Source organism: Bradyrhizobium sp. AC87j1 (assembly GCF_002936975.1).
In the GTDB taxonomy this organism is placed as follows: domain Bacteria; phylum Pseudomonadota; class Alphaproteobacteria; order Rhizobiales; family Xanthobacteraceae; genus Bradyrhizobium; species Bradyrhizobium shewense.
Genome location: NZ_PTFE01000025.1, coordinates 34,966 through 57,886 on the forward strand (window position 1 = coordinate 34,966; position 22,921 = coordinate 57,886).

Consider the following 22,921-nt stretch of genomic DNA (forward strand, 5'->3'; position numbering starts at 1 on the left):
CGGCGCGCAGGGAGAGTGTCATGCGTGCGATCGGAGCGTTGATCCTAGGCATAGCCATCGTCGCGGGCCTGGCGGTGGCCACGTCGCGCGCCGCAGAGGAGCCGCCTGCAGGGCAGAGTGAGGCGAAAGCGCCGACGGCACCGTCGCCGACCTCGGCCGTCCCGGTCACGCCGAAGGACGCCGCGCCGCCGCCGTCGGTGACCATCATCGGCGCGAGCGAGGCCCATGGCGTGCTCGGCCGCGACGTGCGTAGCGCCGCGGATGAGGACATGGGACGCATCGTCGACGTCATCGTCGACCGCGGCGGCCATGTCCGCGCCGCGGCCATCGATTTCGGCGGATTTCTCGGCGTCGGCAGCCGCAAGATCGTGGTGGATTGGAACGCATTGCGCTTCGGCAAGATTGCCAACAAAAAGGACAGCATCACGCTGGAATTGACCAAGGCGCAGGTCGCGGCCGCGCCGGAATACAAGGAAGACACGCCGATCGTCGTGCTCGGCGCGTCCGGCAGCCTTCAACCGCTGCAAGCGATCCAGTGAGGTGCCGGGAGGGCTGACCGCCTGTGCTGTTGTCGAGGAAGCCGAACCATGTAGATCGTGACGGCCGCGCCGAACAGGACGACGTCGCCGCGCCATCGGCCGCGGGCATTCCTGCGCCGTCGCGCCAGAGCCTGCGCGGCCTGGACTGGTTCATCTTCTTCCTCGCCGACGTGCAGACCGGATTCGGTCCCTTCATCGCGGTCTATCTGACGACCCAGAAATGGACCCAGGTCGAGATCGGCCTCGTGCTGTCGATCGGCGGTATCGTCGCCCTGATCGGGCAGATGCCGGGCGGGGCGATCATCGATGCCGCGAAATCGGAGCGGCTGGTCGCCGCCCTCGCGATCGCGACCATCGGCGCTTGCGCGCTGGCCTATGCAGCAATGCCGATCTTTCCCGTGGTGGTGGCCGCGGCCACCTTGCATGCGGCGGCGAGCTGCGTGCTGGGACCGGCCATTGCGGCGATCAGCCTTGGCCTCGTCGGCCCGCTCGCCATCGGCGAGCGGCTCGGCCGCAACGCGCGCTTTGCCTCGCTCGGCAACGGCGTCGCGGCCGCGGTGATGGGCACGGCGGGCTATCTGCTGTCGAGCCGTTCGGTCTTCCTGGTTACCTTCCTGCTCGCGATTCCGACCCTGATCGCCCTCTCGCGCATCCGCGAGCACGAGGTCGACATTGCGCGCTGTCACGGCGAGATGCCGCGCGAAGCGGCCGACCGTGGTGACACCAATATCTGGCACCTGATCCGGCAGCGGCCGCTCATCGTCTTCGCCCTAAGCGTGCTGTTGTTGCAGCTGGCGAATGCCGCGATGATGCCGCTGATGGCGAGTGCGGTGACGGCGCGGTCCGCCCAATGGGCGACGGTGCTCGTCGCCTTTTGCATCGTCGTTCCGCAAGCGATCGTGGCGCTGCTGTCGCCGACGGTCGGGCGCAAGGCGCAAGCGTGGGGCCGGCGGCCGTTGCTCCTGATCGGATTCGGCGCGCTGACGATTCGCGGCCTGCTGTTTGCCACCGTGCGTGATCCGTATCTGCTGGTCGCAGTGCAGGTGTTCGACGGCCTCACTGCGGCGGTGTTCGCGGTGATGATTCCGCTGATCGTGGCCGATGTCGCCTTCGGCAGCGGCCATTTCAACCTGGCGCAGGGCATCGTCGGCACTGCGATCGGCATCGGCGCGTCCTTAAGCACCGCGCTCGGAGGCTATGTCAGCGACAAGTTCGGCAATGCAACCGCCTTCGTCGGGCTGTCCGGCGTTGCCGCGACCGGGCTCTTGCTGATTCTTTTCGTGATGCCGGAGACGCGGCGCACGGCATGATTCGCGGCCCAAAGAAATGGCCGGCCGAAACGCGTTCGGCCGGCCAAGTGGGTAGGAGGAAGATCAGGCGGAGATCAGGCGTCGAGATGTTGCAGGCGCTGGCGGTTGCGCAGCACGATCTGGCGGGCGCCGGAGAAACCCAGAATGCCCTGGGCGTGAAGCTGCGACAGCGCGCGCGACACGGTTTCGAGGGTGAGGCCGAGATAGTCGCCGATGTCGCGGCGGCACATCGGCAGCGCCATCATGCCGGCAACGGCGAGGCGGCGGTCCATTTCGAGCAGGAAGGTCGCAACACGCTCCATCGCGGTCTTGCGGCCCAGCAGCAGCATGTGATCCTCGGCATGGCGCAGCTCCGAGGCGGTCATTGCCCAGAGCTTGCGGGCGACCTGGACGTCGGTGCCGGCGGCCTTCTCGAGGCTGGCGCGCTTCACGAGGCGCACGGTGGTGTCGATGATGGCTTCGGCAGCAAGGCGGTGAGCCGGACCGGATTCGAGGCCGAACACGTCGCCGGGAAGATGGAAGGCGCCGATCTGGCGGCGGCCGTCGGACAGGAGCTTGTAGCTGCTCACTGCGCCGGACACGACCTGGTAGACATATTCGGCCGGCTCGTCCTCGCCATAGATCTCCTCGTCCTTGCGGTAGGAGAACTCGGTGGCGACGAGGCCGACATGGCCGGTGATGGCGCCGAACTGGTCGGCAACGGGATGGCCTGGGGCGATCTTGCCAACAATCTGGGTGTTGATCGCCTGGGTGTTGAGGGTCTGGGTGAGCATCTGCGCCATCTCCGTTGTGATGGAGCATTGCTACGCGGGATCGTGCAATCCGGAAATTTCGAGCGATATCTTAAGGACGATTACCTACGTAGAATCCCGTAGGTCAGGTGTGGGGACGGTCCTGGATGGCGTGGCGGATGCACTTGACCAGGTTTTCGTCCAGAAGCGGCTTCAAAACCACGTCTTTGATGCCCGCAGTCGCAGCCCGGGCCGAGATGTTCTCGTCGGGATAGCCGGTGATCAGGATCACAGGCGTGTCGCCATCGGCCTGGCGCAGGCGGCCAGCCAGCTCGATGCCGTTGATGTCGGGCATCTTGTAGTCGATCACGTAGCAATCCGCGGCGGGCGCGCCGGCGGCATTGAGCAGCGCCGTGCCGCTCCTGAAGGTCCGCACGGCGAAGCCGTCGGTTTCCAGCAGGAATTGCAGGGAGCCCAGCACGGCGGCATCGTCGTCGACCACGTAGACGGTGGGCCTTGCCGGTGACGCCATAGGGAGCCGTTGAGGGTGCGAGCCGATCTCGATCATGCCGCCTTGGCTAGCACAGCCATGCGGAGCGATCTTGACTTGCCTCAATCCGGTTTGGCTCAATCCTTGAGCATGCCGGCGCGCATCGCCAGCCGGACCAGCTCCGACAGGCTGTTGGCCTGCATCTTGGTCATGACGTTGGCGCGGTAGACCTCGATGGTGCGCGGGCTGATGTCGTATTCGCGGGCGATCAGCTTGTTGGACAAGCCTGCGATCAGCCCTTCCATGACCTGGCGCTCCCGGGGGCTCAAAGAGGCGACGCGGGCGGCGATGTCCTGCGTGACGGCCTCGCTCTTGGCGGCGGGCTCGGCCTGGCGGATCGCCGATTCGATCATGGTGGTGAGGCGGTCGTCCTCGAACGGCTTTTCCAGGAAGTCGACCGCGCCCAGCTTCATCGCCTCGACCGCGAGCGGCACGTCGCCGTGACCGGTCATGATCAGGATCGGAAACGGGCTTTGCTGCGCCTTCATCCGCTTGAGCAGCTCGATCCCGTCGAGTCCCGGCATGCGCACGTCGGAGACGACGCAGCCGAAGGCGAGGCCGGGCAGGGCGTCGAGGAAGCTCTGCGCGTTGTCGAACAGCGTGACGCCGAAGCCGGCGGAATCCAGCAGGAAGTTCAGCGAATCCCGCATCGCCGCATCGTCGTCGATGACATAGATATGTCCCTTGGTGGTCATGTATCGGTTCTCGTCAGTCAGTTCTCGGCGGTCGCCGGCAGGGTGAAGCGGAATGTCGCGCCGCCCGATGCATTGCTCTCGGCCCACATGCGGCCGCCGTGAGCCTCGATGATCGAGCGGCTGATGGACAGTCCCACGCCCATGCCGGTTTCCTTGGTGGTGAAGAAGGTCTGAAACAGGTTTGGAATGACGTCGCCCTGGAAGCCGGAGCCGGTGTCGGAGACCTCCACCTCGATCATGTCGTCGGCGACGCGGGTGTTGGCGACGACGAGCTCGCGGCGCGGCGACTGCGCCATCGCCTCCAGCGCGTTGCGGAACAGATTGACCAGCACCTGCTGGATCTGCACCCGGTCGGCGAGGACGAGATCGGAGTCGGGATCGAGGCTGAAGCGGAGCTGCACGTTCTGCTCGCGCGCGCCGGCGAGCCCGAGCGCGCCGGCCTCCTCGATCAGCTTGGACAGGCTCTCGACCCGCTTCTCCGACTCGCCGCGCGAGACGAAGTCGCGCAGGCGCCGGATGATCTGGCCGGCGCGCAAGGCCTGCTCCGCCGCGCGATCCAGCGCGCTTTCGATCTTCGGCGTGTTCGCGTCGGTGCTGCCGGCGAGCAGCCGCCGCGATCCCTTCATGTAGTTGCTGATCGCGGCCAGCGGCTGATTGAGCTCGTGGGCGAGCGCGGAGGCCATTTCGCCCATCGCGGTCAGTCGCGAGACGTGGACGAGCTCGGATTGCAATTCCTGGAGCCGGGCCTGGGTCTGCTGGTGCTCGGTGAGGTCGCGGACGAATCCGGTGAAATAGGGCTCGCCGGCGGATTCCATCTCTCCGATCGACAGGTGCATCGGAAAGGTCGTGCCGTCGCGGCGCTTGCCGGTCACGATGCGGCCGATGCCGATGATGTGCGGATCGTTCGTGGAGCGGTAGCGGGCGATGTAGCCGTCGTGGCGGGTGCGATCAGGCTCCGGCATCAGAATGCTGACGTTCTGACCGATCGCCTCGTGCTCGGACCAGCCGAACAGGCGCTCCGCCGCCGTGCTGAACAGCTGCATGATGCCGTGGCCGTCGATGACGATCATGGCGTCGGGAATAGTATGGAGAATCGAGCGGAGATGGGTCTCGCGCGTGCGCAGCGCCTCCTCGACCTGCTTTTCCTCGTCGATGTCGAGAAAGATGCCGCTGAGATGGCGGGCGACACCGACCTCGTCCCTGATCAGCCCGGCGCGGGCCCTGATCCATTTGCCCCGGTCGGCCTTGCCGGAGATCCTGAAAGAGACGTCAAAGCCGCCGCCATGTTCGGCAACCTGTTTGATCGCGGTCTCGACGCGCGCGCGGTCCTCGGGCTCGAGCCGTGACAGGAAGAGGTCGTAGCTCGCCGGCTGGCCACGCTCGATACCGAGCAGCGTCCTCGCGGTTTCCGACCACTCCAGTTCTTGCGTCGAGAGGTCGAGATCCCAGGTGCCGACGCCGAACCCCTCGATCCGGACCCGGAAATGCTCGCCGCGACCATCGTCTGGCGGATGCGTTACGCGGGTCGGCGACAATGGGTTGCTCCTCTTTTCCTGCGACGAGCGTGGCGCCGCGAACATGGCGGCAATTTCGCCTAAGGCCGGGCCGGAGGCAAGTTCGGATGTCTGATTCCATTGGCGGATTTGCCGCAACTCGGCAGGCGGCGATTTGATCTACCTCATCCTGCCCGGTCACGGCGAGGCTAGATTTCGCACCAGTTCATTGCCGTTCGGAGATTCCCGATGACATATGCGACCGTGATGGTCAGCCTCGCGCTGGATCAGCCCAACCAAGCGCGTCTTCAGGTCGCGGGCGAGCTCGCCGAACGATACGAGGCCACGCTCGTCGGGGTTGCCGCAGCCCGGTTCGCGCCGCCGCTTTATTTCACCGACGGTGCGGAGGCCCAGCGCCTGATCGATCAGGAGGAGGCCTCAGTCAAGCGGTGTCTGGGCGATCTGGAGGCGGAATTCCGCGCCGCGACCCGGACTCGCGGCGGGCGCGTGGAATGGCGCTGCGCCACGGATTTTCCCACGCGGTTCGTCCTGGCTCAGGCGCGCTGCGCCGACATCATCGTCAGCGGCGGGCAGAGTCCGGCCTTCTCCGATGCCTTTTCGCTCGCAAGCCCCAGGGACTTGGTGATGCAGGTCGGCCGACCGCTGCTGGTGGTGCCTGATCGAATCAACTGGCTCGACCTGCGGAATGTGCTGGTCGCGTGGAAGGACACGCCGGAGGCGCGGCGGGCGGTGGCCGATGCGCTTCCGATGCTGCGTAAGGCAAGAGACGTCACCATCGCCACAATTCCGGAGCACGACGATGACCGTTCCGTCGTGATGGCCGGCGTCACCGACGTCGCCGCCTGGCTCGCCCGCCACGGCGTCACCGCGACCGCGCGCGTCTGCGAAGGCGACCGGAACGAAACCGCCGCCGCGCAATTGGAGAAAGTCGCCGGCGACGTCGATGCCGGACTGATCGTTGCGGGCGCCTATGGTCATTCGAGGTTTCGTGAACTGATCCTTGGAGGCGTCACCCAATATCTGGTCACGCAGACCGCCCGCAGCGTGCTGCTGTCGCACTGACGGCCGGCCAGAATCGAATCGAGGAGGACGCGCCGTGTACAGATTTCTTGAACAGACCGTCGACGGCTACATGACGCGCAACGTCAAGGCGGTGCAGCGCGACCGTGACCTGCTCGAGCTCAGCGAGATGTTCGAGACCGACGATTTCAACTCCTATCCGGTCGAGGACGACGGGCAGGTGGTCGGCATCGTCACGAAATTCGACATACTGAAGTGCTTCGCCTTCACGCCGAGTCAGATGCTGCCCCGCTATCACGACCTGATGAGCCGCAAGATCGGCGACGTCATGACGCCCGAATTCATCTATGTCAGCCCCGACACGCGGCTGACGCGCGTGCTTCAGATCATGGTGGAGCATCGCATCAGGAGCATCATCGTGCTCGACGGTGCGCAGAAGCTGGTCGGAATCATCGCCCGCGAGGATGTCATCGCGGCGCTGAAGGCGACCGCGCGCGACTGACAAACCATTCTGATCGAATTTCATTATCGCCTCCGTGATTGTACGGAGGCTATTCCCGTTTGCGCGTCACGCCGGGCCGGCCTGCTCGTGTGTCGAGATTTCAGGGAACCAAAAGGATCATCGCCGGCTACGGAGAACTTAAATGCCGCTCTTGATTTCAATCAATTCCGAGTGAGGGTGGATGTGGTTTCTGGCGCTGTGTTCTTTCAGAGAGAATCCGCATGAGCCAGCCCTCCATTTCCAAATCCATGACCATCGGTGAAAGCGGCCTGGCTGTCGTGTTCGCAGTCACCGCCTTCCTCTGCGTGGTCGCCTCGGCCAAGGCGCTCGATGCGCCGTTCGCCTTCCACGCCGCGCTCAGCGCGGCGGCGAGCCTCGCTGCGGTTTTCGTCATCGTCAACCGCTACCTCGACCGTCCGGTGGCGCTGCCGCCACAGGAGATCAACGGGCGCCCGAACTACAACATGGGCCCGATCAAATTCTCCTCCTTCATGGCGATGTTCTGGGGCATTGCCGGCTTCCTCGTCGGTCTCATCATCGCCTCGCAGCTGGCCTGGCCCGCGCTGAACTTCGATCTGCCCTGGACCAGCTTCGGCCGCCTGCGGCCGCTGCACACCTCCGCCGTGATCTTCGCCTTCGGCGGCAACGTGCTGATCGCGACCTCCTTCTACGTGGTGCAGAAGTCCTGCCGCGCGCGCCTCGCGGGCGACCTCGCGCCGTGGTTCGTCGTGGTAGGCTACAATTTCTTCATTCTGATCGCCGGCACCGGCTATCTGCTCGGCGTCACTCAATCGAAGGAATATGCCGAGCCGGAATGGTATGCCGATCTGTGGCTGACCATCGTCTGGGTCGTCTATCTGCTCGTCTTCCTTGCCACCGTCATCAAGCGCAAGGAGCCGCACATCTTCGTCGCGAACTGGTTCTATCTCGCCTTCATCGTGACGATCGCGGTGCTGCATCTCGGCAACAACCCGGCGCTTCCCGTCTCGGTGTTCGGCTCGAAGTCCTACGTCGCCTGGGGCGGCATCCAGGACGCCATGTTCCAGTGGTGGTACGGCCACAACGCGGTCGGCTTCTTCCTGACCGCCGGCTTCCTCGCCATCATGTACTACTTCATTCCGAAGCGCGCCGAGCGGCCGATCTATTCCTACCGGCTGTCGATCATCCACTTCTGGGCGCTGATCTTCCTCTACATCTGGGCAGGTCCCCACCATCTGCACTACACGGCGCTGCCGGACTGGACGCAGACGCTGGGCATGACCTTCTCGATCATGCTGTGGATGCCCTCCTGGGGCGGCATGATCAACGGCCTGATGACGCTGTCGGGTGCCTGGGACAAGCTGCGCACCGATCCCGTGCTGCGCATGCTCGTGGTCTCCGTCGCCTTCTACGGCATGTCGACCTTCGAAGGCCCGATGATGTCGATCAAGGTGGTCAACTCGCTCAGCCACTACACCGACTGGACCATCGGCCACGTGCACTCCGGCGCGCTCGGCTGGGTCGGCTTCGTGTCCTTCGGCGCGCTCTACTGCCTGGTGCCGTGGGCCTGGAATCGCAAGGGCCTCTACAGCCTGAAGCTCGTCAACTGGCACTTCTGGGTCGCGACCCTCGGCATCGTCCTCTACATCTCGGCGATGTGGGTGTCCGGCATCCTCCAGGGCCTGATGTGGCGCGCCTACACCTCGCTCGGCTTCCTCGAATATTCCTTCATCGAGACCGTCGAGGCGATGCATCCCTTCTACATCATCCGCGCCGCCGGCGGCGGGCTGTTCCTGATCGGCTCGTTGATCATGGCCTATAACCTCTGGATGACCGTTCGCGTCGGCGAGGCGGAAGTCCAGATGCCCGTCGCTCTTCAGCCGGCGGAATGAGGAGTTCCACCATGTCGTTCTGGACACGCCACCAAATCTTCGAAAAGAACTCGATCATCCTGATCGTCGGCATCCTGCTGGTGATCGCGATCGGCGGTCTCGTCGAGATCACCCCGCTGTTCTATCTCAAGAGCACGATCGAGAAGGTCGACGGGGTCAGGCCCTACACGCCGCTGGAGCTGGCGGGCCGCAACGTCTACGTTCGCGAGGGCTGCTATCTCTGCCACTCGCAGATGGTCCGCCCGCTGCGCGACGAGGTCGAGCGCTACGGCCACTTCTCGCTCGCCGCCGAGAGCATGTACGACCATCCGTTCCAGTGGGGCTCGAAGCGCACCGGTCCCGACCTTGCCCGCGTCGGCGCCAAATATTCCGACGACTGGCACGTCACCCATCTGACCAACCCGCGCGCGATCGTGCCACAGTCGGTGATGCCCGGCTATCCGTTCCTCAGCCAGACCGAGGTCGACCCGGACACCATCGCCGACCACATGCGCACGCTGAAGGCCGTCGGCACGCCTTACACGGACGACCAGATCGCCAACGCCGGCGCCGACATGAAGGCCCAGGCCGACCCGGACAATTCCGGCGGCGACGCCTTCAACAAGCGCTACGCCAAAGCCGTCGTGCGCAATTTCGACGGCAAGGCCGGCACGCCGACCGAGATGGACGCGCTGGTCGCGTACCTGCAGATGCTAGGCACGCTGGTCGACTTCAAGATCTACAACGAAAAAGCCAATCTTCGCTGAGAAGGCATGAACGATGAAAGCTATCCTGTCAGTCCATAATCTAGCGTCCGAGCTCGTGACGACGATCTGGACCCCGGTGTTCGTCGCGATCTTTCTCGCGATCATCGCCTACGCATTTTGGCCCCGTAACAAGGCTGTCTTCGACGAAGCAGCGCACCTGCCGTTGCGGGAGGAGTGAGAGACCATGACCGATCATCATAGCGACATCGATTCCGTCTCCGGCAAGTCCACGACCGGGCACGAGTGGGACGGTATCAAGGAGCTCAACACACCGCTGCCGCGCTGGTGGGTGATCTCGTTCTACCTCACCATCATCTGGTCGATCGGCTACTGGATCGTCTATCCGGCCTGGCCGCTGATCCAAGGCAATACCACGGGCATGTTCGGCTACTCCTCGCGCGCCGACGTCGCGGTCGAGTTGGCCAACCTCGAGAAGATCCGCGGTGACAAGATGGCGGCGCTGGGCGCAGCCTCGCTCGCCGACATCGAAAAGGACCCAGCCCTGCTGGCGCTCGCCCGCGCCAAGGGCAAAACCGTGTTCGGCGACAATTGCGCGCCGTGCCACGGGTCCGGCGGCGCCGGCGCCAAGGGCTTCCCGAACCTGAACGACGACGACTGGCTGTGGGGCGGCACGCTCGACCAGATCATGCAGACCATCCAGTTCGGCGCGCGCTCCGGTCATGCCAAGACCCATGAGGGCCAGATGCTCGCCTTCGGCAAGGACGGCGTGCTGAAGTCCGACGAGATCGTCACGGTCGCCAATTACGTGCGGTCGCTGTCGGGCCTTTCGACCCGTAACGGCTTCGATGCCGCCAAGGGCGAGAAGATCTTTGCGGAAAATTGCGTCGCCTGCCACGGCGACGGCGGCAAGGGCAACCAGGAGATGGGCGCCCCGAACCTGACCGACAAGATCTGGCTCTACGGCTCCGACGAGGCGGCTCTGATCGAGACTATCAGCCAGGGCCGTGCCGGCGTCATGCCGGCCTGGGAAGGGCGGCTCGATCCCGCCACCATCAAGGCAATGGCCGTCTACGTCCATTCGCTGGGCGGTGGAAAATAGCAGATCTCGCTGCAGACGGGGGGTGAACAAAAATGCCCCCGTTTGCGCTGGATCAACTGACGCGGCGGTGTCGGGTCTAGGTTCAATCGCACCTTTCGAGAAGCTCCAGGCGATGAACAAGACCGTGAACCCCAAAGACCTCACATTGGACGATGACAACGGGCCGCTCTACGCAGCCCACAAGAAGGTCTATCCCCAGAGCGTCTCCGGCACCTTCCGCCGGATCAAATGGAGCCTGATGGCGATCTGCCTGGGCGTCTATTATTTCCTGCCCTTCGTGCGCTGGAATCGCGGCCTCGGCGCCCCCAGTCAGGCGGTGCTGATCGATCTTCCCAACAGCCGCTTCTATTTCTTCTTCATCGAGCTGTGGCCGCAGGAGGTCTACTACTTTACCGGCCTGCTGATCGTCGCCGCCGTCGCGCTGTTCCTGATGAACTCCGTCGGCGGCCGCATCTGGTGCGGCTATCTCTGCCCGCAGACGGTGTGGACCGACCTGTTCTATGCCGTCGAACGCCTGATCGAGGGTGACCGGCGCGAGCGGATGAAGAAGGATAAATCGTCCGACCCGCTGAAGCTCGAGCGGATCTCCGAGATCGTGCTCAAGCATTCGATCTGGCTCATGATCGCCTGGTGGACCGGCGGCGCCTGGGTGCTCTATTTCAACGACGCGCCGACCCTGGTGAAGGAGCTCGTCACCTTCCAGGGGCCGATGATCGCCTATGTCTGGATCGGCATCCTCACCGCGACGACCTATCTGCTCGCCGGTTACATGCGCGAGCAGGTCTGTACCTATATGTGCCCGTGGCCGCGCATCCAGGCCGCGCTCACCGACGAATGGGCGCTGAACGTCACCTACCGCTACGACCGCGGCGAGAAGCGCACCTCGGTCAAGAAGGCGGCCGAACTGCGCGCGCTCGGCGAGCAGGTTGGCGATTGCGTCGATTGCTACCAGTGCGTCGCGGTTTGCCCGACCGGCATCGACATCCGCAATGGACCGCAGATGGAATGCATCCAGTGCGGCCTCTGCATCGACGCCTGCGACAACGTGATGACCAAGATCGGCCGACCGGAGCGGCTGATCGGCTACGACAACGACATCAATATCCATCGACGCCAGGAGGGCAAGGCGCCGATCTACCGCATCGTTCGCCCCCGCACCATCGTCTACAGCGCGATCATCGCGGCCATCGGCGGCTTCATGATCTACACGCTGGCGACGCGCAGCCTGCTCGACGTCAACGTGCTGCACGATCGCAATCCGGTCGCGGTCAAGCTCAGCGATGGCTCGATCCGCAACGCCTACACGGTGCGGCTGCTGAACAAGAGCGGCTACGACCGCGTCATCGCGATCGACGCGAACGGCCCGGCCAACGCGACCATCCACGTCATCGGCATCGATTCCGTGACGCCTGATAGGCCGATGATCGTGATCCCGCGCGACTCTACCAGCGAGCTGCGCCTGCTCGTCACCGCGCCGGCCGAGAACAATCCGGAGAAATCGGTCCCCGTCCGCTTCCACGTCACCGATATCGGGCTCGGCGAGGTCGCGTCCGCCACCGACAATTTCGTCTCGCCTTGAGAAAAGTCTGGAGTTAGTCATGGCATCCGCCCCGAAGCCGCTGACCGGAACGAAAGTCTTCCTGATGCTGGTCGCCTTCTTCGGCCTCGTGATCGGCGTCAACGTCACCATGATGAAGCTCGCGATCGCGACGCTGCCCGGCACTGAGGTCGACAGCCCCTATGCCGCGGGCCTGACCTATGATCGCGAGATCTCGGCAGCGCACGAGCAGACCGCGCGTAAATGGAAAGTCAACGCCAGTATCGAGCGCCGCAACGACGGCGGTGCCATGCTTCAGGTCGAAGCACGCGATGCCAGCGGCCAGCCGATCGCCGGACTGAAATTCGGCGGCCGGCTGGAGCGGCCGACCGACAAGCGCGCCGATCTCGCCGTCGAGCTCACCGAGGCCGGCATCGGCCTCTATCGCGGCAATGCCGCGTCGGTCGCGCCCGGGCAATGGGATCTGGTGATCGAGGGCGAGGCGCGGGGGACGCGTGTGTTCCTGTCTCGTAATCGCGTGATCCTGAACTGAAGGACTTCGACATGCACGTCACGCGGGATTTCTCGCACTACGTCCGGACCGCGGGCGAGGGCGTCCAGCACATCGATCTCGCGGTCGAAGGTGTTCACTGCGCCGGCTGCATGGCCAAGATCGAACGCGGCCTGTCCGCCATTCCCGACGTCACGCTGGCGCGCGTCAACCTCACCGACCGCCGCGTCGCGCTGGAATGGAAGGCGGGCACGCTCGACCCCGGCCGCTTCATCGATCGCCTCGATGAGCTCGGCTACAAGGCCTATCCGTTCGAGACCGAGAGCGCGGAAGTGGCGGAGGTCGCCGAATCACGCTTCCTGCTGCGCTGCCTCGGTGTCGCAGCGTTCGCCACCATGAACGTGATGATGCTGTCGATCCCGGTGTGGTCGGGCAACGTCTCGGACATGCTGCCCGAGCAGCGCGACTTCTTCCACTGGCTGTCGGCGCTGATCGCATTGCCGGCGGCGGCCTATGCCGGCCAGCCGTTCTTCCGCTCGGCCTGGCGCGCGCTGTCGGCGAAGACGACCAACATGGACGTTCCGATCTCGATCGGCGTGATCCTCGCGCTCGGCATGTCGGTGGTCGAGACCATCCACCACGCCGAGCACGCCTATTTCGACGCGGCGATCATGCTGCTGACCTTCCTGCTCGTCGGCCGCTTCCTCGACCAGAACATGCGGCGGCGGACCCGTGCGGTCGCCGGCAATCTCGCCGCGTTGAAGGCCGAGACGGCCGCAAAGTTCGTCGGGCCTGATGAGATCTCGCAGGTGCCGGTCGCGGCGATCCATCCCGGCGACATCGTGCTGCTCAGGCCCGGCGAGCGCTGCGCGGTCGACGGCACCGTGATCGAGGGGCGTTCGGAGATCGACCAGAGCCTGATCACCGGCGAGACGCTCTATGTCACGGCCGGGCAGGGCACGCCGGTCTATGCGGGCTCGATGAACATCTCCGGCACGCTGCGGGTGCGGGTTTCGGCGGCGTCCGAGGCGACGCTGCTCGCCGAGATCACGCGGCTGCTCGACAACGCGCTGCAGGCGCGCTCGCGCTACATGCGGCTCGCGGACCGCGCCTCGCGGCTGTATGCGCCGGTGGTGCACGCGACCGCGTTCATCAGCATCCTCGGTTGGGTCATTGCCGGCGCGTCCTGGCATGATGCGATCGTGACCGGCGTCGCCGTGCTGATCATCACCTGTCCCTGCGCGCTGGGGCTTGCCATTCCGACCGTGCAGACCATCGCCTCCGGCGCGATGTTCAAGTGCGGGGTGTTGCTGAATTCCGGCGACGCGATCGAGCGCCTGGCCGAGGCCGACCACGTCATCTTCGACAAGACCGGCACGCTGACGCTGCCCGATCTCGAAGTGATGAATGCCGCCGATATCCCCCGCGAGATCTTCGAGCTCGCCGGCCGGCTCGCGCTGTCGAGCCATCACCCGGTCGCCGCCGCCGTGGCGCAGGCTGCGAGCGCGAGATCGCCGGTCGTCGGCGCGGTCGAAGAGCCGGGGCAGGGCGTGCGTGCCGTGGTCGACGGCATCGAGCTTCGTCTTGGCCGTCCGTCCTTCTGCGGTGCCGAGGCGCTGGTTGCGGACGCCACCCGTCTCGACCCCGAGGCCTCGATCGTGGCGTTCGGCAACGGCAGCGAGAAGTTCATCCTCTCGGTCCGCCAGGGCCTGCGTCCGGATGCGCAGGCCGTGATCGCGGCGTTGAAGGCCCGCAACATCGGCATCGAGATTCTCTCCGGCGATCGGGAGCCGGCAGTGATCGCGGCGGCCCGTGCGCTGGGCATCGCGGAATGGCGAGCCGGCGTCACGCCGGCCGACAAGATCGCACGGATCGAGGAATTGAAGCAGCGCGGCGCCAAGGTGCTGATGGTCGGCGACGGCATGAACGACGCGCCTTCGCTCGCGGCAGCCCATGTCTCGATGTCGCCGATCTCGGCCGCGCATCTGAGCCAGGCCACCGCCAATCTCGTCTTTCTCGGCCGGCCGCTGGCCCCGGTGGTCGCCGCCATCGACGCCTCGCGCAAGGCGCTGCATTTGATGCGGCAGAACCTCTGGCTTGCGATCGGCTACAATGTGCTCGCCGTGCCGGTTGCGATCAGCGGTGTCGTGACGCCCCTGATCGCGGCTGCGGCCATGAGCGGTTCCTCGATCCTGGTCATGCTGAATTCGCTGCGGGCGCGCAGCACCTCGCGGGAGATCGCGTGATGGAAATCCTGGTCATCCTGGTCCCGCTGGCGCTGATGCTCGGAGGCGCCGGTCTCGTCGCCTTTCTCTGGTCGCTCAGAAGCGGCCAGTACGACGATCTCGACGGCGCCGCCTGGCGCGCCATCGCCGACGACGAGCCGCCGCAGGAGGCGCCGGCCAAGCGCTAGCGCTTCAAGTTCAGCGCGAGCAGGCCAGCGGCCGCAAGGGCTATGCCCACGCCGGTCACGCAAGCGTGCCAGCCGAAGGCATCGAACAGTCGGCCGAGCACGGCTGTGCCGACGAGCCCCCCGCAGAAATAGCACGCAAGATAGGTGCCGCTGGCGACGCCACGGTTCTCAGTCGCGGTCTGCCCGACGAAGCCCGTGGCTACCGCCTGTGCAAAGAAGGTCCCGACCGCGACCAGCACCATTCCGGTGAGCACTTCAGGCAGCCGCGCAGTCAGCATCAGCGGCAGCCCGATGCCGGCAACGGCGAGCGAGCCCCAGATCGTCGGGCGTGCTCCGATGCGTGAGGCAACCCGCCCCGCCAGCAAGGTCGTGACGACCGAGGGCAGGAACACCAGATAGACGAGGCCAAGATCCATCATGCCGAGCGACAGCGGCGGTCGGACCAGAACGAAATTGACGAAGGTGAAGGTGCCGATGAAGGCGAACAGAATGCAGAAGCCGATGCCGTAGGCCGCGCGCAATCGCGGATTGCGCCAGTGCGCGATGGTGGCTTTGAGCGGCGAAGCAGTCGGCATCATCGCATGCATCGGCTGCACGCGTCGAATCGTGAAATAGACCAGCACCGCCCCGGCCAGATTGAGCGCTGCGAACAGATAGAAATTCCAGGCGAGGCCCAGGCCGTCGGCGACAGCGGCCGAGATCAGCCGGCCGACGAGATTGCTCGCGACATTGCCGGTGATGTAGGCGGCAAAGGCGCCGCCGGCGTCCATCGCGCTGCATTGCTCGCCGAGATAGGCGAGGGTGAGCGCGAAGGCGGAGGCCATGCACAGGCCCTGCGCGACTCGCAAGATGGTGAAGACGACAACATTTGGCGCCGAGGCCAGCAGACTTGTCGGGATCGCGAGCAGCATCAGGCTGACCAGGATGCCGGTGCGGCGGTCGATGTGCGGGCTGAAAAAGCCAATCACGAGGCTGGCTGTGGCCATGCCGAATGTGCTGGCGTTGACGGCAAAGCTCATCGCCGCCGGCGTGACGCCGTAATGGCGCGTCAGCGAGGGCAGGATCGCCTGCGTCGCGAAGAGATCGACGACGGTCAGGAACGCGGTGAGGCCGATGACGAGCGAGCGGAGCGCCAGACCCGGCGAGTGCGCTTCCATCGTCATCGCGGCCGGTTTGATCGGCGCGGAAAGGTCGGTCATGGCGATTGTCCTGTGGGGGATGCGGGGCCCGGAGTGGGGAGTTCCGGGCGCCACATCTCGTAACGAGTGCGCTGGGGCTGGAATGTGCTCGTTACATGTGGTGGTCGTTGGGATCCCTGCGGACGTCGCCGACATAGAGAATGACGGTATCCTTGCCGAGGTTCTTCCACCAATGCGAGGTGCCGTAGACCTCGGGGCGGATGTCGCCGGCCTTGTGCACGATCGGATCGACGCAGTTGGAGGCGTATTCGACGATTTCGCCCTGCTGCACGAAAATGAGAGCGGGGCGGTCGTCATGGCTGTGCCAGGGCACGATGCCGCCGGGCTCGATGGTCAGCTTGCGGAAGCGCAGTTCGCGGCCCTCGATATGCACCGGCTGCTTGCCGAGGTCGATCGCGCCCAGCGTGACGTCGGTAACGCCGACGGGTTTGTAGTCGACCATCTGCCGGGCGTTCGGCTTGATCTTGCCGGCCGGACATTCCCCGGCAACGACCGGCTGCGCCGAGAGTGTCAGCGCGCTGACCATGGCAAGGCTCGGCCAGATCAGACGCGATAAAGCGTAGCTCTTGAACATGGGGAGGTCTCCTGTGTTGGCCGCAACCCCGCTGGTCGCCGGCGATGACAGAAGCTTCATCGAGATCGCGTCGATCCTGAAATGCCGGCTTGCTCTCGATGCGATAGCGGTGCGCTATGTTGATGCGCGGCGGCTATCGATCCGATTGGCCAACGGCATTTCCGCTTTCGCGGCATTCGGCGTCCGATGGCAAGGCGCCCGATGATGGGCGTTCACGTCAATCCACAGGAGCGCCTTATGCCGAATTTGTCCAAGACCCTACGTGACTGAACGGGCCCTGGCATCGCGGCCGCCCCTTGCGGACGGCCGGACCGGGAAACTAATATTCGCCGAAGGGAATGCCGGAGCAGAAAGATGACAGCTCTCTCGCCAGCCGACGCCGAGCAGCTCAGGCTTGCCTTCCAGCGCTGCCGCGATATGGACGGCACGCTGAACGAACAGCTCCGCGCCTATGCCGATGCCAGCCGTGCGGTGTTTCCGGCCTATGGCGAGGCCGTCGATCGCCTGGTGGCGAGATTGGACGGGAATGGTGGTGGCGAGGCCGCGCCACGCCCGGGCGATGCGATGCCGCCGTTCATGCTGCCGGACGACGCCGGGCGTCTCGTCACGCTGCCTTCGCTGCTGGAGCGCGGTCCGCTCGCCGTGATGTTCTTCCGCGGCCATTGGTGTCCCTATTGCCGGCTCAATGTCCGTGCCGTGGTCCAGGCGCTCGATCGCATCGAGGCCATGGGTGCGCAGATCATTGCGGTCATGCCGGAGACGCAGGAATTTACCCGCCAGCTCAAGGCTGAATCCGGCGCGCCGTTTCCGATCCTGACCGATCTCGACAACGGCTATGCGCTGTCGCTCAATGTCGCGATCTGGCTCGGCGCCGAGATCCAGGACCTGTTGTCCTATCAGGACATGGCGAAATTCCACGGCAATGACGGCTGGATGCTGCCGATCCCGGCCGTGTTCGTGGTCGGCCGCGACGGGATCGTGAAGGCCCGCTTCGTCGATCCCGATTTCCGCAAGCGCATGGAGATCGATGATCTGCTCGCGGCGCTGGAGAGCGCGGGCAGGGAGAACTGAGCGCTCGCGACGCGGGCTTATCCTGCAATTTCCCGCCAGTCGGCGCCGCGCAGCATGCGCATCACGGCGTTGGCCACCGCCGTGCGCTGACGGCCGGCCACCCCGTAAAGGCTGACGGTGCGGCGGGCGTCCAGGCCGGCGACGGCGGCACGCGTCAGTGTCTGCGGCAGGGGCGAGCTGTGCGGCATCATGGCGACGCCGATGTCGGCCTCGACCAGCTCGATCAGGTCGCGCTCGCTCGAAATCTCGTGGCCATGCTCGATGCCGTGCTCGCGCAGGCTCGCGGAGATGCGGCGCGAATGCTCGCAGAACGTCCGGCTCAACAGTTGCTCCGAGCGCAGATCGTCCAGTTCGATGCTGCTGCGGCCGGCCAGCCGATGTCTGTCGCCAACGACGAGCTCGAAGCTCTCGGTGAACAGCGGCCAGGCGTCGAGCCGTTCCCAGGCCTCATCGATCTCGGCAGCGATGCCGAGCTCGGCTTCACCTTTCTTCAAGAACTCGCCGACCTCGCGGCTCGTCCCGCGCAGGAAGCGGAATTCGAGCTGATTGAATTGCCGTCTGATCTCGTTGAGATGCGGAATGAGCAGCGCTAGGTCGATCGAATGCGTCAAGGCAACGCGCAGGGCGCCGACCTCTCCGCTTTTGAATGAGGAGGCGAGCGAGCGCGCGCCGGCGGCAGCGTCAAAACACTGCTTCAGGAGCGGATGCATGCGCTGGCCGAGCTCGGTCAGTTGCGCGGCCGGCCGTTCTCGGCGGAACAGATCGCCGCCAAGCTCGGCCTCGAGCTGCTTGATTGCGCGTGTCAGCGAGGGCTGCGTCACGTTGCACTCCTCGGCTGCGCGCGTGAAATTGAGCAGCTGCGCCACCGCGAGGAAATAGCGGACTTGGTGCATTTCCATGGATCGGCTCCCAGCGAAATCGACCTCAAATCTAGCCGATCGGAACCAGAAATGACATCCCACGCGCGATAGCACGGACGTATGGACTTGGAAGCCAACTGGCATTTCAAAAGGTCCCGGGATCTCTTAAAACGATCGCGGGTAACAATGCCGCCGCGTCCGACGAAATTTCGGCCGGTGCAGGCTCACCAGGAGCGAACCATGAACGGCATGAAGGGCAAAGGTGCGGATATCCCAGGTCAGGTCGTGCTGGTGCTTCAGGGCGGCGGTGCGCTCGGCTCCTATCAGGCGGGCGTCTACCAGGCGCTGCACGAGGCCGGCATAGAGCCGGACTGGGTCATTGGCACCTCGATCGGCGCCATCAATGCGAGCCTGATTGCCGGCAATGCGCCGGAGCACCGGCTTGCGCGCCTGAAGGAATTCTGGAAGCGGATGGAGCAGACCCCGGTCTGGACCCTGGGCGGCGCCTTTCCCGACTTCAACGACAGGCTCGCTTACTGGTCGACCGTCACCGGCGGCATTCGCGGCTTCTTCCAGCCCAATCCCCTGGCGCATGCGGGCGATGCCTATCCGCTCGGTGCCGACAACGCGGGCTATTATTCGACCGCTCCGCTGGAGAAGACGCTGAGCGAGCTGGTCGATTTCGATCTCGCCAATCGCTGTGCGCCGCGCCTGACGGTCGGTGCGGCTCATGTCGGCACCAGTGAAATGCGCTATTTCGACAGCCGCAACAGTGAACTGACGGTGAAGCATGTGATGGCGTCGGGCGCGCTGCCGCCGGCTTTCCCGGCGGTGCGCATCGACGGCGAGCTCTATTGGGACGGCGGCATCCTGTCGAACACGCCGACGGAAGCGGTGTTCGACGACAATCCGCGCAGGGATTCGCTGATCTTCTCCGTGCATTTGTGGAATCCCGTCGGGGCCGAGCCGAACACGATCGCGGAGGTGCTGAACCGGCACAAGGACGTGCAATATTCCAGCCGCATTTCGAGCCAGATTGCGCGCCAGCAGCAGGCCCATCGCCTGCGCCATGTCATCAACCAGCTCGCGGCACGGCTTCCGGAGAGCGAGCGCAGCGATCCTGCGGTGAGAGAATTGATGAGCTATGGCTGTCCGACCCGCATGCATGTGGTACGGCTGCTGGCGCCGCAGCTCGAGCGCGAGACCCATACCAAGGATATCGACTTCAGTCCGTCGGGGATCACACGGCGCTGGCACGCTGGTTACGCTCACACGCGATCGGTCCTGGCACGCAAGCCCTGGATCGGCGAATTCGATCCGCTTTCCGGCGTGGTGCTGCACGAGCACACGGACGAGATGCCGATTGCGGCGGAGTGAGGGTTTTGCGCGTTATTGTCTTGCGCAGTGACGATTTCCCGACAGCGCGGTCTGGGCTATTGTTGCCCCGTCTTCGTCGCGAGGCTTGCAATTGATCGCTGAGAAAGATCTGGAGGCAACGCTCGATCTGGTTCGCGCCCACGCGGCGGGACCGGTGGCGGGCGTGTTCGGTCCTGATACGCTGACCTGGCGGATCGACCGGGAGGCCGTCATCTTTCTCGGCGCCGGCCGCGCGTTGTTGCTGCAATTGGCGCATCCCTGGGTCGCCGCCGCCATCGCCGAGCATTCGAAAACCCTTGCCGATCCGATCGGCCGCTTCCATCGCACCTTCGACATCGTCTTTGCCATGGTGTTCGGCTCACTCGACCGTGCCTTGCGCTCGTCCCGGCAGCTGCATCGGCGGCACAGCATGATCGTCGGAGAGATGCCCGAGACGGTCGGTCCCTTTGCGGCAGGCTCGCGCTACAGCGCCAACGATATCCCCTCGCTGCGTTGGGTCCATGCGACGCTGGTCGAGACGGCGCTGATGGCGCACGAGCTGGTTCTGCCGCCATTCTCGGTGGAGGAGCGCGAGCGCTACTGGACCGAGAGTCGGACGTTCGGTGCATTGTTCGGATTGACGGCTGATGATCTGCCCGCGGACTGGTCGGGCTTTACGGCCTACACCGCGACGATGGAGCAGTCGGACACGCTGACCGTGAGCCCGGCGGCGCGCGAAATCGCGGCGCAGATTTTTGGCGGCGCGCGTCCGTGGTTGCGGCCGCCACGATGGTATCGCGCGCTGACGGCGAGCCTGCTGCCGGAACGATTGCGCGCCGGCTTCGGGTTTGAGCTCGGCGAGCGGGAGGTCAGATCGGCCGACAACGCGCTTCGTTGGATCCGGCGCATCTATCCGACATTGCCGGACCGGCTGCGCTATGTCGGCCCCTATCAGGAAGCCCAGGCGCGCTTGCGAGGCGAGCCGCAGCCCGACTGGATGACGCGCTGTCTCAACCGCGCCTGGATCGGACGGCCGCAGATGGATGTGCGTCGCTAAGCGCTTCCGGCGTGTCCCGGACAAGCCGCAACGCATAAGCGTTGCGGCGCAGAGCCGGGACCCAGAGGCCACGAGCCCCGCCGAGACATGGGCCCCGGCTCAGCAGCGCACCACGTCGCAAGCGCGACGCGCTGCGCTGCGTCCGGGGCACGAGAGGAGAGTGAGGCGCATTTTCCACACCGTCATCGCGAGGAGTGCTTGCGACGAAGCAATCCAGACTGTCGGTGCGGAAGGATTCTGGATTGCTTCGCTGCGCTCCCAATGACGGAGAAACGCCGTCGCGGCGTCACACCGATGCCAGCTTCCGGTAGAGCGCGCTGTAGGTCCCCGCCGAGATGCTCCAGGAGAACGAGCGTCCCATGGCGCTGCGGCGCATGGTGTCGAGCTGGTCTTGCGCCATGAAGGCGGAGAAGGCGCGGCGGACACCGCCGAGGAAGGACTCGCGCGAGGGCCTCGAGAACAGGAAGCCGGTCTCGCCGTCGGTGATGGTTTCGGCAAGGCCGCCGGTCTGATGCCCGATCGGCAGCGAGCCGAAGCGCTGGGCGTACATCTGGCTGAGCCCGCACGGCTCGAAGCGCGACGGCATCAGGGTGAAATCGCTGCCGGCAAAGATACGGCGCGCCTGGGCTTCGTTGAAGCCGATCACCACGCCGATGGCGTCGGGGCGACGGCGATGCGCGTCGATCAGGGCCTGCTCCAGCGCCGGCTCGCCGGAGCCGGTGACCACGATCTGCCCGCCGGCATCGACGATCTCATCGGCCGCCGACAGCACGAGGTCGATGCCCTTCTGGTGCACGAGACGCGCGACGATGCCGAACATCGGGCCGCGCGACACCGCTAAGCCGAACTGCTTGCGGACGTAATCCGCATTGGCCCTCTTGCCGATCCAGTCGCCGGCGCCGAACTGCTGGGCGAGCTGGGCGCAGGAGCGCGGGTCCCAGCTCTCGTCGATGCCGTTGAGAATGCCGGTGAGCTCGGACGCGTCCGAACGCAGGCGGAGCAGGCCCTCCAGGCCGCAGCCGAATTCGGTCGTGGTGATCTCGCGCGCATAGGTGCCGCTGACGGTGGTGAGGTGCGAGGCGTAGACGAGGCCGGCCTTGAGGAAGGACAGTTGGTCGTAGAATTCGATGCCGTCGATGTGGAAAGAGCTTTCCGGTGCGCCGATCCGCCGCAGCGAGTCCTTCGGGAAGAGACCCTGATAGGCGAGGTTGTGAATGGTCAGGATCGACGGCAGCTTGGAGCCGCGCCAGGCGAGATAGGCCGGCACGAGCGAGGCCTGCCAGTCATTGGCATGGATCAGGTCAGCTGCCCAATTCTTGTCCAGCTTGCCCATGGCCAGCTCAGCGGCGGCAGAGGCAAAGCGCGCGAAGCGGATGTCGTTGTCGGGCCAGTCGCGCCCGGACTCGTCGCCATAGGGGTTGCCGGGCCGGTCGTAGAGTTGCGAGCAGAGCAGCACGTAGACCGGCAGGCCGTCCTTGGTCGCTGCCCGTCCGAGCGAGCAGGCCGGCATCTCCGCGAAGGCCGGGCAGCGGCCAACGATCTGAATATGCGTGAGTTGCTCGATGATGTCGCGATAGCCGGGCAGCATGATCCGGATATCGGTAAAGGAGCGAAGGGCGCGGGGCAGCGCAGCGGACACGGCTCCAAGGCCGCCGACGCGGACGAAGTCGTCCATCTCCGTGGTGACGAACAAGACCCTCAAGAACAGCTGCCCTCTGTCGATCCCGTTCGATGCTATGCAAGAACGGGTCCAGTTGTCCCGGAATTCTTAAAGCCCGCCCACGCGGCGCGCAGGTTCGGTAAAC

General features: G+C 65.1%; 24 protein-coding genes. 16 read left to right on the forward strand and 8 right to left on the reverse strand.

Annotated elements, in window-relative coordinates; translation table 11 throughout:
* The first annotated feature begins 20 nt into the window (after positions 1-20).
* Both CV770_RS15460 and CV770_RS15465 read left to right on the forward strand, forming a co-directional pair.
* The gene (locus tag CV770_RS15460; protein WP_165637756.1) at positions 21-539 is read left to right on the forward strand and encodes a PRC-barrel domain-containing protein; all 519 of its coding nucleotides are present in this window, start codon (positions 21-23) and stop codon (positions 537-539) included.
* A gap of 23 nt (positions 540-562) precedes the next feature.
* Positions 563-1,849: an MFS transporter gene (locus CV770_RS15465; protein WP_091965658.1), complete on the forward strand. Its 1,287-nt coding sequence runs from the start codon at positions 563-565 to the stop codon at positions 1,847-1,849.
* 74 nt (positions 1,850-1,923) lie between these two features.
* Here the strand turns inward: CV770_RS15465 and CV770_RS15470 are convergent, their stop codons facing one another.
* From CV770_RS15470 to fixL, 4 genes are all read right to left on the reverse strand, one after another.
* Positions 1,924-2,622, reverse strand: coding sequence for a helix-turn-helix domain-containing protein (locus tag CV770_RS15470; RefSeq protein WP_201759869.1), 699 nt, complete (start codon positions 2,620-2,622; stop codon positions 1,924-1,926).
* 103 nt (positions 2,623-2,725) lie between these two features.
* Positions 2,726-3,148: a response regulator transcription factor gene (locus CV770_RS15475; RefSeq protein ID WP_091965659.1), complete on the reverse strand. Its 423-nt coding sequence runs from the start codon at positions 3,146-3,148 to the stop codon at positions 2,726-2,728.
* 59 nt (positions 3,149-3,207) lie between these two features.
* Positions 3,208-3,825: a response regulator FixJ gene (fixJ, locus tag CV770_RS15480; protein WP_091965660.1), complete on the reverse strand. Its 618-nt coding sequence runs from the start codon at positions 3,823-3,825 to the stop codon at positions 3,208-3,210.
* A 17-nt stretch (positions 3,826-3,842) separates the two neighbouring features.
* On the reverse strand, positions 3,843-5,360 hold the full coding sequence (gene fixL / locus CV770_RS15485) for a sensor protein FixL (RefSeq protein WP_091965661.1): 1,518 nt from the start codon (positions 5,358-5,360) through the stop codon (positions 3,843-3,845).
* A 207-nt stretch (positions 5,361-5,567) separates the two neighbouring features.
* Between fixL and CV770_RS15490 the strand changes: the two genes are divergently transcribed.
* The 10 genes from CV770_RS15490 to ccoS all read left to right on the forward strand — a co-directional run bounded on the left by CV770_RS15490 (position 5,568) and on the right by ccoS (position 14,999).
* Positions 5,568-6,401, forward strand: coding sequence for a universal stress protein (locus CV770_RS15490; protein ID WP_104462931.1), 834 nt, complete (start codon positions 5,568-5,570; stop codon positions 6,399-6,401).
* Between the two features lie 34 nt (positions 6,402-6,435).
* Positions 6,436-6,861 carry a CBS domain-containing protein gene (locus CV770_RS15495; protein ID WP_028143087.1) on the forward strand — a complete coding sequence of 142 codons (426 nt, stop codon included), beginning with the start codon at positions 6,436-6,438 and terminating at the stop codon, positions 6,859-6,861.
* 221 nt (positions 6,862-7,082) lie between these two features.
* Complete coding sequence (ccoN, locus tag CV770_RS15500) at positions 7,083-8,732, forward strand: cytochrome-c oxidase, cbb3-type subunit I (protein ID WP_018322740.1); 1,650 nt, start codon at positions 7,083-7,085, stop codon at positions 8,730-8,732.
* Positions 8,733-8,743: 11 nt separating this feature from the next.
* Complete coding sequence (ccoO, locus tag CV770_RS15505; protein ID WP_018322741.1) at positions 8,744-9,478, forward strand: cytochrome-c oxidase, cbb3-type subunit II; 735 nt, start codon at positions 8,744-8,746, stop codon at positions 9,476-9,478.
* 13 nt (positions 9,479-9,491) lie between these two features.
* Positions 9,492-9,656, forward strand: coding sequence for a cbb3-type cytochrome oxidase subunit 3 (locus tag CV770_RS15510; protein WP_018322742.1), 165 nt, complete (start codon positions 9,492-9,494; stop codon positions 9,654-9,656).
* A gap of 6 nt (positions 9,657-9,662) precedes the next feature.
* Entirely contained in the window at positions 9,663-10,538 is an 876-nt protein-coding gene (ccoP, locus tag CV770_RS15515; protein ID WP_104462932.1) for a cytochrome-c oxidase, cbb3-type subunit III, read from the forward strand.
* Positions 10,539-10,650: 112 nt separating this feature from the next.
* Positions 10,651-12,117, forward strand: a complete 1,467-nt coding sequence (gene ccoG, locus CV770_RS15520; protein ID WP_104462933.1) for a cytochrome c oxidase accessory protein CcoG — start codon at positions 10,651-10,653, stop codon at positions 12,115-12,117.
* Between the two features lie 19 nt (positions 12,118-12,136).
* Positions 12,137-12,628, forward strand: coding sequence for a FixH family protein (locus CV770_RS15525; RefSeq protein WP_104462934.1), 492 nt, complete (start codon positions 12,137-12,139; stop codon positions 12,626-12,628).
* A gap of 11 nt (positions 12,629-12,639) precedes the next feature.
* Positions 12,640-14,832 (forward strand): cation-translocating P-type ATPase, encoded by a 2,193-nt coding sequence (locus CV770_RS15530; protein ID WP_104462935.1) that lies wholly within the window; start codon positions 12,640-12,642, stop codon positions 14,830-14,832.
* Positions 14,832-14,999, forward strand: coding sequence for a cbb3-type cytochrome oxidase assembly protein CcoS (gene ccoS, locus CV770_RS15535; RefSeq protein WP_008550618.1), 168 nt, complete (start codon positions 14,832-14,834; stop codon positions 14,997-14,999). The genes CV770_RS15530 and ccoS overlap by 1 nt, the downstream gene beginning before the upstream one ends.
* Here ccoS and CV770_RS15540 read toward each other — a convergent pair.
* Complete coding sequence (locus CV770_RS15540; protein ID WP_104462936.1) at positions 14,996-16,198, reverse strand: MFS transporter; 1,203 nt, start codon at positions 16,196-16,198, stop codon at positions 14,996-14,998. The genes ccoS and CV770_RS15540 overlap by 4 nt on opposite strands.
* 91 nt (positions 16,199-16,289) lie before the next feature.
* Positions 16,290-16,772 carry a cupin domain-containing protein gene (locus tag CV770_RS15545; protein WP_104462937.1) on the reverse strand — a complete coding sequence of 161 codons (483 nt, stop codon included), beginning with the start codon at positions 16,770-16,772 and terminating at the stop codon, positions 16,290-16,292.
* A gap of 13 nt (positions 16,773-16,785) precedes the next feature.
* Between CV770_RS15545 and CV770_RS15550 the strand changes: the two genes are divergently transcribed.
* On the forward strand, positions 16,786-16,977 hold the full coding sequence (locus tag CV770_RS15550) for a hypothetical protein (protein ID WP_146101292.1): 192 nt from the start codon (positions 16,786-16,788) through the stop codon (positions 16,975-16,977).
* A gap of 149 nt (positions 16,978-17,126) precedes the next feature.
* A complete protein-coding gene (locus CV770_RS15555) occupies positions 17,127-17,843 on the forward strand; it encodes a peroxiredoxin-like family protein (protein WP_104462939.1) in 717 nt (238 codons plus the stop codon).
* Positions 17,844-17,860: 17 nt separating this feature from the next.
* Here CV770_RS15555 and CV770_RS15560 read toward each other — a convergent pair whose 3' ends face one another.
* Positions 17,861-18,742 carry a LysR family transcriptional regulator gene (locus CV770_RS15560; protein ID WP_201759870.1) on the reverse strand — a complete coding sequence of 294 codons (882 nt, stop codon included), beginning with the start codon at positions 18,740-18,742 and terminating at the stop codon, positions 17,861-17,863.
* A 201-nt stretch (positions 18,743-18,943) separates the two neighbouring features.
* Here CV770_RS15560 and CV770_RS15565 point away from each other — a divergent pair, with 201 nt between their 5' ends.
* Both CV770_RS15565 and CV770_RS15570 read left to right on the forward strand, forming a co-directional pair.
* On the forward strand, positions 18,944-20,080 hold the full coding sequence (locus CV770_RS15565; protein WP_104462941.1) for a DUF3734 domain-containing protein: 1,137 nt from the start codon (positions 18,944-18,946) through the stop codon (positions 20,078-20,080).
* 91 nt (positions 20,081-20,171) lie between these two features.
* Positions 20,172-21,116, forward strand: coding sequence for an oxygenase MpaB family protein (locus CV770_RS15570; protein ID WP_201759871.1), 945 nt, complete (start codon positions 20,172-20,174; stop codon positions 21,114-21,116).
* Positions 21,117-21,402: 286 nt separating this feature from the next.
* Here the strand turns inward: CV770_RS15570 and glgA are convergent, their stop codons facing one another.
* A complete protein-coding gene (glgA, locus tag CV770_RS15575; protein ID WP_104462942.1) occupies positions 21,403-22,818 on the reverse strand; it encodes a glycogen synthase GlgA in 1,416 nt (471 codons plus the stop codon).
* Between the last annotated feature and the right edge of the window lie 103 nt (positions 22,819-22,921).

Excerpts from the sequence above, each read along its gene's own strand:
- CV770_RS15545 (WP_104462937.1), bottom strand. The coding sequence starts at position 16,772 with ATGTTCAAGAGCTACGCTTTATCGCGTCTGATCTGGCCGAGCCTTGCC.
- ccoP (WP_104462932.1), top strand. The coding sequence starts at position 9,663 with ATGACCGATCATCATAGCGACATCGATTCCGTCTCCGGCAAGTCCACG.
- CV770_RS15540 (WP_104462936.1), bottom strand. The coding sequence starts at position 16,198 with ATGACCGACCTTTCCGCGCCGATCAAACCGGCCGCGATGACGATGGAA.
- CV770_RS15510 (WP_018322742.1), top strand. The coding sequence starts at position 9,492 with ATGAAAGCTATCCTGTCAGTCCATAATCTAGCGTCCGAGCTCGTGACG.
- CV770_RS15460 (WP_165637756.1), top strand. The coding sequence starts at position 21 with ATGCGTGCGATCGGAGCGTTGATCCTAGGCATAGCCATCGTCGCGGGC.
- CV770_RS15530 (WP_104462935.1), top strand. The coding sequence starts at position 12,640 with ATGCACGTCACGCGGGATTTCTCGCACTACGTCCGGACCGCGGGCGAG.
- ccoN (WP_018322740.1), top strand. The coding sequence starts at position 7,083 with ATGAGCCAGCCCTCCATTTCCAAATCCATGACCATCGGTGAAAGCGGC.
- ccoS (WP_008550618.1), top strand. The coding sequence starts at position 14,832 with ATGGAAATCCTGGTCATCCTGGTCCCGCTGGCGCTGATGCTCGGAGGC.
- ccoG (WP_104462933.1), top strand. The coding sequence starts at position 10,651 with ATGAACAAGACCGTGAACCCCAAAGACCTCACATTGGACGATGACAAC.
- fixJ (WP_091965660.1), bottom strand. The coding sequence starts at position 3,825 with ATGACCACCAAGGGACATATCTATGTCATCGACGACGATGCGGCGATG.
- CV770_RS15475 (WP_091965659.1), bottom strand. The coding sequence starts at position 3,148 with ATGATCGAGATCGGCTCGCACCCTCAACGGCTCCCTATGGCGTCACCG.
- CV770_RS15525 (WP_104462934.1), top strand. The coding sequence starts at position 12,137 with ATGGCATCCGCCCCGAAGCCGCTGACCGGAACGAAAGTCTTCCTGATG.
- CV770_RS15470 (WP_201759869.1), bottom strand. The coding sequence starts at position 2,622 with ATGCTCACCCAGACCCTCAACACCCAGGCGATCAACACCCAGATTGTT.
- ccoO (WP_018322741.1), top strand. The coding sequence starts at position 8,744 with ATGTCGTTCTGGACACGCCACCAAATCTTCGAAAAGAACTCGATCATC.
- CV770_RS15555 (WP_104462939.1), top strand. The coding sequence starts at position 17,127 with ATGACAGCTCTCTCGCCAGCCGACGCCGAGCAGCTCAGGCTTGCCTTC.
- CV770_RS15490 (WP_104462931.1), top strand. The coding sequence starts at position 5,568 with ATGACATATGCGACCGTGATGGTCAGCCTCGCGCTGGATCAGCCCAAC.
- CV770_RS15560 (WP_201759870.1), bottom strand. The coding sequence starts at position 18,742 with ATGGAAATGCACCAAGTCCGCTATTTCCTCGCGGTGGCGCAGCTGCTC.
- CV770_RS15565 (WP_104462941.1), top strand. The coding sequence starts at position 18,944 with ATGAACGGCATGAAGGGCAAAGGTGCGGATATCCCAGGTCAGGTCGTG.